Origin of the sequence: Pedobacter sp. (assembly GCF_035566355.1) — a bacterium.
Taxonomy (GTDB): domain Bacteria; phylum Bacteroidota; class Bacteroidia; order Sphingobacteriales; family Sphingobacteriaceae; genus Pedobacter.
The window spans coordinates 1-5656 of record NZ_DATMRL010000136.1 but is presented as its reverse complement, the minus strand read 5'-3'; the positions used below and the strand labels follow the sequence as shown (position 1 = coordinate 5656).

General features: G+C 38.8%; 7 protein-coding genes. 4 read left to right on the top strand and 3 right to left on the bottom strand.

The window, feature by feature from the left end; all coding sequences use genetic code 11:
* The 4 genes from VNZ46_RS05375 to VNZ46_RS05360 form a co-directional block, all read left to right on the top strand.
* On the top strand, positions 1 to 714 hold a 714-nt coding region (locus VNZ46_RS05375; RefSeq protein WP_325559095.1), incomplete at its 5' end, for a TlpA disulfide reductase family protein.
* On the top strand, positions 704 to 1906 hold the full coding sequence (locus tag VNZ46_RS05370) for a retropepsin-like aspartic protease (protein WP_325559094.1): 1203 nt from the start codon (positions 704 to 706) through the stop codon (positions 1904 to 1906). The genes VNZ46_RS05375 and VNZ46_RS05370, both read left to right, overlap by 11 nt.
* 74 nt (positions 1907 to 1980) lie before the next feature.
* A complete protein-coding gene (locus VNZ46_RS05365; protein WP_325559093.1) occupies positions 1981 to 2250 on the top strand; it encodes a helix-turn-helix transcriptional regulator in 270 nt (89 codons plus the stop codon).
* Positions 2251 to 2274: 24 nt separating this feature from the next.
* Positions 2275 to 3039 (top strand): methyltransferase domain-containing protein, encoded by a 765-nt coding sequence (locus VNZ46_RS05360; protein ID WP_325559092.1) that lies wholly within the window; start codon positions 2275 to 2277, stop codon positions 3037 to 3039.
* Here the strand turns inward: VNZ46_RS05360 and VNZ46_RS05355 are convergent.
* The 3 genes from VNZ46_RS05355 to VNZ46_RS05345 form a co-directional block, all read right to left on the bottom strand.
* Positions 3036 to 4502: a PAS domain S-box protein gene (locus tag VNZ46_RS05355; RefSeq protein WP_325559091.1), complete on the bottom strand. Its 1467-nt coding sequence runs from the start codon at positions 4500 to 4502 to the stop codon at positions 3036 to 3038. The genes VNZ46_RS05360 and VNZ46_RS05355 overlap by 4 nt on opposite strands.
* A gap of 123 nt (positions 4503 to 4625) precedes the next feature.
* Positions 4626 to 4958, bottom strand: coding sequence for a helix-turn-helix transcriptional regulator (locus tag VNZ46_RS05350; protein WP_325559090.1), 333 nt, complete (start codon positions 4956 to 4958; stop codon positions 4626 to 4628).
* A 73-nt stretch (positions 4959 to 5031) separates the two neighbouring features.
* Positions 5032 to 5656, bottom strand: a 625-nt coding sequence (locus VNZ46_RS05345; protein ID WP_325559089.1) for a DNA-binding response regulator, incomplete at its 5' end; no start/stop codon positions are given.

Genomic DNA, 5656 nt, shown 5'->3' with positions numbered 1-5656 from the left:
ATCAGCTCCAAGAGCAAATTATCGGCCGTTGATTCTGCGGCGCGAAGTGAAGAGATCCATAAAATCTCGGTGGAGAACTATAAAAAACAAAAAGATTTTGTGCGCGAACATCCGGATGCATTTGCTTCTGTTTTTTTATTGAGCCGTATGGAGAACTTGTATAGTGCCGATCACTATGTAGAAGCCTGGAAGAACCTGGCACCAACTTATAAAAATACAATTCTGGGTCAGGGTATCCAGAAATCCGTAGATAAGCTGACTCCAACCCTGGCAGGTACCCCGGTATTTGCTTTCGAAAGATTGGACAAAGACGGAAAGAAAGTAAGCACGGAACAGTTGAAAGGAAAAACGTATTTGCTTGATTTCTGGGGAAGCTGGTGTGGGCCTTGTCGGGCAAGTCATCCGCATTTAAAAGAATTGTATAAAAAATATAGTAGTAAGGGCTTTGAGATTGTGGCGATTGCACAAGAACGAGGTAAAACACTTGATGAATCGAAAGCCAGCTGGTTGAAAGCCATTAAAGATGATCAGATCAATTGGGTGCATATTTTAAATCAAGATGGGATAGAAAAGCAAAATATTGTTAAAATGTTCCATATCAGTGCTTTTCCAACTAAAATATTGATTGATTCAAATGGTAAGATCTTAGTGCGTGTTACCTCCAGCGCAACCGACGATATCGATAAAGCATTAGAAAGGATTTATGGGCTCTAGACAATATCTATATCTGGTTTTTCTGCTGATGTTGGGATTTGGGGTTTCTTATGGACAAACTGGTGCAAGTGGAAATATACCTTCAAAATTACTGGTTAAGGTTCCATTTGAAACAGAACATGGCTCCGTTATCCTTAAAGTCAGGATCAATAACAGTCCCAAAGTTTTAAGGTTATTGTTCGATACCGGTGCAGATGGAATGGCCATAAGTCAATCGCTTGCTGATTCAATTGGCTTAAAAATAACCCGGAAACAAAATGCTTCTGTGGTAGGTGGAAATATGGAGATCCAGGTTTCTGACGGAAATACAGTTCATTTAGATGATTTTGAGGTAAAAAACCAGGGCATTGCTGTTTTTAAGGAAATGCACAAAGATTTGGATGGAATTATTGGAAATACTATTGCCAGAAGGTACATTACCAAAGTTGACTACGATAGGAAAGAACTTTCTTTATACAATTTTGGTGATTATCAATATGAAAAGGAGGGAGCGTCCATACCTTTTACAATGCCTTCTGGTTTGTTCATTATCCCCGGATCCTTGAGTATAACGACTGAACCTGTGCATACCGGTGATTTTGTTTTTGACACTGGTGCCTCTTACAGTTTGATTTGTTTCAGACCTTTTGTAAAAAAGAATAAGTTATTGGTTAGTGGATTTAAGGCAGAATACAATGGCAGCACCACCAGTATGGGGATGACTACACCTACCTTTGGCGGCAGGGCAGCAACATTTTCTTTTTCCAATATGCCCGTCATAAAGAATATGCCGGTAACGCTGATGGCGGGAGGTGGACAGAGCGAAAGCTGGAACCCGGGTTTTGATGGCTCTATTGGCGTACGGTTGATCAGCCGCTATAATTTCACGATCAATATGCAGAAAAAAGAAATCCATTTTTCGCCCAATAAAACTTATAGTTATCCCTATGATTTTTCGATAGGAGGTTTTCTTTTTGGTTTTGATCTAAATGGTGATCTAATGATACAGGGTCTGACTGCTGTTGAAAATCCTAAAGTTAGTTTACGGACTGGGGCCAAAGTACTAAGCATCAATGGACTTTCTGCTCAAGTGCTTTTAAAAGACAACAAGCAATTTAATAAGCTTATGGTATTGCCTGCAGGAACATCGTATGTTGTAGAATCTGTACAAAATGGAAGCTCATTTAAAGACAGTATTATTAAACAAGAATAATTAACTCATCTCACCTCTTATTAACGATTTTCATATCGTTAATAAGAGGTTTTATTCGCTTCAAATTAACACTCATGAAAGATAAGTCTGAAATAACGTCTGTTAGCTTTGGAAATTACATCCGAAAGATCAGGATAAAAAGAAAGTATTCTCAATATTTTATGGCTGATGCTTTAGAAATATCCCAGAATTCGTATTGTTTACTTGAAAATGGAAATACCAAAATTAATCTGGAACGCATTGTAGAACTGGCTTTAATCTTTGAAATTGATGTCCACTTTTTTATACTTGATTATCTTAACGAATTTGATCGGTCAAATTGTAGGTTGTTAACAACAAACTGAGTGCTTTATTGTTGTAGATGTTATATGGCATGGAACCCAGACACCTACAACAAATTCAAATCAGAACGATTTGCTCCTTTTTATGATTTAATGACCCTAATTGACATCAAGCCCGATTTGAAGGTGATTGACCTGGGCTGCGGAACGGGAGAACTGACGCGCAAACTCGCTGACCAATTGCCAAACTGCCAGGTGTTGGGGATCGATTCTTCCAGCGAAATGCTCGGCCACGCCGCGGCTTTTAGCAATGACCAGGTTACTTTTGAACACAGGAGTATTGAAGAACAAGTAAAATTAGACCGGAAATATGATCTTGTCTTTTCGAATGCTGCCATTCAATGGTCAGATAGGCATAAAGAACTGTTACCTGAAATTATTGGTATGCTCCTGCCGGGTGGACAGCTGGCCATTCAGATTCCAGACCAGACAGGTAATGCACTCAATCAAATCCTGGACGGGCTGGTGCAAGAAAAAAATTATAAGCATGCACTAAACAATTGGAGAAGGGTTTCTCCGGTATTAGATATAGATGAGTATGCACAAATACTTTTTGAAAATGGAAGTAAAGATATGAGCATTTATAAAAAGATCTATCCATTGATTGTTTCGAACAAAGAAGAATTGTACAATTGGATCTCCGGGACAGCTTTAATTCCATACCTGGACCGATTAGATGGTGAAATAAAAGAAAACTTTATCCAGGAGTTTAAAACCAGAATTTATAACCGCTTCACGAAAATACCCGTTTTGTATCCATTTAAAAGAATCTTGATGGAGGCTAAGTTTTAGTTATCGATACCCGGTAAATAGATCCTGAATGTTGTACCGGTATTTACCTGACTTTCTACCTCTATTCTGCCTCCTTGAGCTTCCACCTGGTTTTTGGTAATGAACAAGCCGATTCCTCTCGCATCTTTATTTTGGTGAAAAGTCTTATACATCCCAAATAACTCAGAGCCATGGCGTTTCAGGTCAATTCCAATGCCATTATCTGAGATTTCAAGTGCCATTTCCCCCTGAACCGAATAAACTTTGATTCCGATTTTAGGAGTCCGGTATGGAGAGCGGTATTTTATAGCATTTGTTAAAATGTTCAACAGTATGCTATCCATATACGCAGGATTACAAAAGACGAAAAGGTCCGGATGTACATCTATTGAAAACGATGATTTCTGTTCTTCGGCAATGGCTTTAATACTGAGCAGTACTTTTTTGATCTCCTGCTTAAGGTTTAGTGCCTTTTTCTGCTGATGGCTATTCAGCTGGACCTTTACAACCTCATTCAGGTTATCTATGGTTTCCGACAAGTGATCTGCATTTTGAAGAAGTAAAGCGATGATCTCTTTTTTTTCCTCCTCATTGCTGGTCTCTGCAAGTAATTTCAGCATCATTTGGAAATTTGAAGAGTGTGACCTCAAATTGTGTGAAACAATATGAGCGAAATTCACCAGCCTGTTGTTCTGATCATTAATGATCAGCATGGTTTTCTTTTGTTCCTGTTCGGCTTGCTTGCGGTCAGTAATATTTTTGATCTGCGAAACAAAATATAAAGGTGTGTCGTCCTTCCAGACCAGGCTTACATTAAGCTGTACCCAAACAATCTCCTTGGTTTTATGGATATAACGCTTTTCCATAGAGTAAGAACTGATCTCCTTACGGAGCACCTTATGCAGGTATTCCAAATCGAGATTTAAATCTTCGGGATGGGTCAGTTTCTGAAAACTTCTTCTTAACAATTCTTTTTCTGAATACCCTAAGAGTTCACAAAGACTTTTATTTACTTTGATCCATTTTCCTTTGGGTGAGACCAGTGCCATACCAATCGGTGCGAAATCGAAGGCTTGATGAAACCTGTCCTGGTTGATTCTGAGCGTTTCAATAAGCTCTTTTTGCTCCGTAATGTCTTGAACTGTACCTACTAACTTGTAACAAATGCCGTCTGTGAATTCAGCCTGAGTATGGGATTCTATCCATTTGATAATCCCGGTTGCGGTTTTTATTTTATACTCAGTACTCAACGTCTCCTTGCTGGAGGTGAGCTGCTGAAGGAGTTGCTCCAGCCGATCTGGTCCTGGAGCGTCTATACGGTAACCCATGGCCTCATTCAGATCTGGCTGATGAAATTCATCAACGTCAAATATTTGTTTGGTCACAAGATCCCAGGTGAGCTTTTGGCTCGGAAGATCGAGCTCCCATAACCCGATTTTAGCAATTCCAGCGGCTTTCTTATACAGTTTGAGTTGATGCTCCATTCAGGTCGTCACAAATTTGGAATGATGGTTTGGTTAACCCAAAGATAATAGAATAAAAATACCCATAGGAGCATTTTTATTCTGATCAGGAAAAGAAGTACTTATAGTGGTGCAATTCCAGGTTTAGATCTTTTTCAGTTTTTCATAAAGATCAATGATCTTAGCCTGCAGCTGGATGTATTCTTCTTCGCGTTTGGCCAGCTTTGCTTTAAGTTCAGTAATCATGCCTTGTTCCTGGGATTTTGACCCTGCGAGTTCATCAATCAGAATATCTACGACCGAAACATTGAAAAAAGCGGCCACCTGATGAAGGCGATCAATGTTAATGTCCGTTATACCGGTTTCTATTTTAGAATATGCCGGAATTGAAATTTCAAGTCCCTTTGCGACTTTCTCCTGCGACCAGTTTTGTTTCTTACGCAAGCTTCTAATATTTTGTCCTATGTGGTTTGTCATTAGTTCTAAATTAATAAATTTTATTTATTTATAAAAATATAGCAAATATATCGAATCGTAAAGATTTTAGCACTTATTGGTTGTTCTTCTTGTAATCGCTTGGTGTACAACCATATTTAGCTTTAAATACTGTTGCAAAATAATTTGGTGTCGAAAAACCCACCATATACGTAATCTCAGAAATAGAATAACTTTCATTGATCAGCAGATAACTGGCCTTTTTTAATCTCCGGTTCAGGATATAATCTGTGATACTGCAATCGAGGAGCGCTTTTACTTTTCTGTACAACTGTACCCTGGAAACGCCAATTTCTCTGGCAAGATCATCTACACTAAAACTTTCGTTTCCAAGGTTCTGCTCCACAATACCTGCAAAATCGTTCAGAAATTTCTTGTCCAGTGCTTTAGAAACGGGAATTTTTGAAGAAGAGCTGATGTCGCTGCTGTAATGCGCTTTGAGTAGATTTCTATTTTTGAGCAGGTTATTTACGCTGGCAAGGAGATAATCAAAATTAAATGGTTTTACAATATAGGTATCTGCCATACTTTCCATTCCCTGAATTTGCTGTTCTACACTTCCTTTGGCTGTTAACAGAATAATTGGAATATGAGAGGTCCGGACATCAGATTTTAGTTTGTTGGTCAGTTCGGTACCCGTCATTCCGGGCAGTACGATATCTGAAATGATCAGATCAGGG

What these genes read in the sequence shown, in the direction of transcription:
- VNZ46_RS05370 (WP_325559094.1), top strand. Translation starts at nt 704, where the DNA reads ATGGGCTCTAGACAATATCTATATCTGGTTTTTCTGCTGATGTTGGGA.
- VNZ46_RS05365 (WP_325559093.1), top strand. Translation starts at nt 1,981, where the DNA reads ATGAAAGATAAGTCTGAAATAACGTCTGTTAGCTTTGGAAATTACATC.
- VNZ46_RS05360 (WP_325559092.1), top strand. Translation starts at nt 2,275, where the DNA reads ATGGCATGGAACCCAGACACCTACAACAAATTCAAATCAGAACGATTT.
- VNZ46_RS05355 (WP_325559091.1), bottom strand. Translation starts at nt 4,502, where the DNA reads ATGGAGCATCAACTCAAACTGTATAAGAAAGCCGCTGGAATTGCTAAA.
- VNZ46_RS05350 (WP_325559090.1), bottom strand. Translation starts at nt 4,958, where the DNA reads ATGACAAACCACATAGGACAAAATATTAGAAGCTTGCGTAAGAAACAA.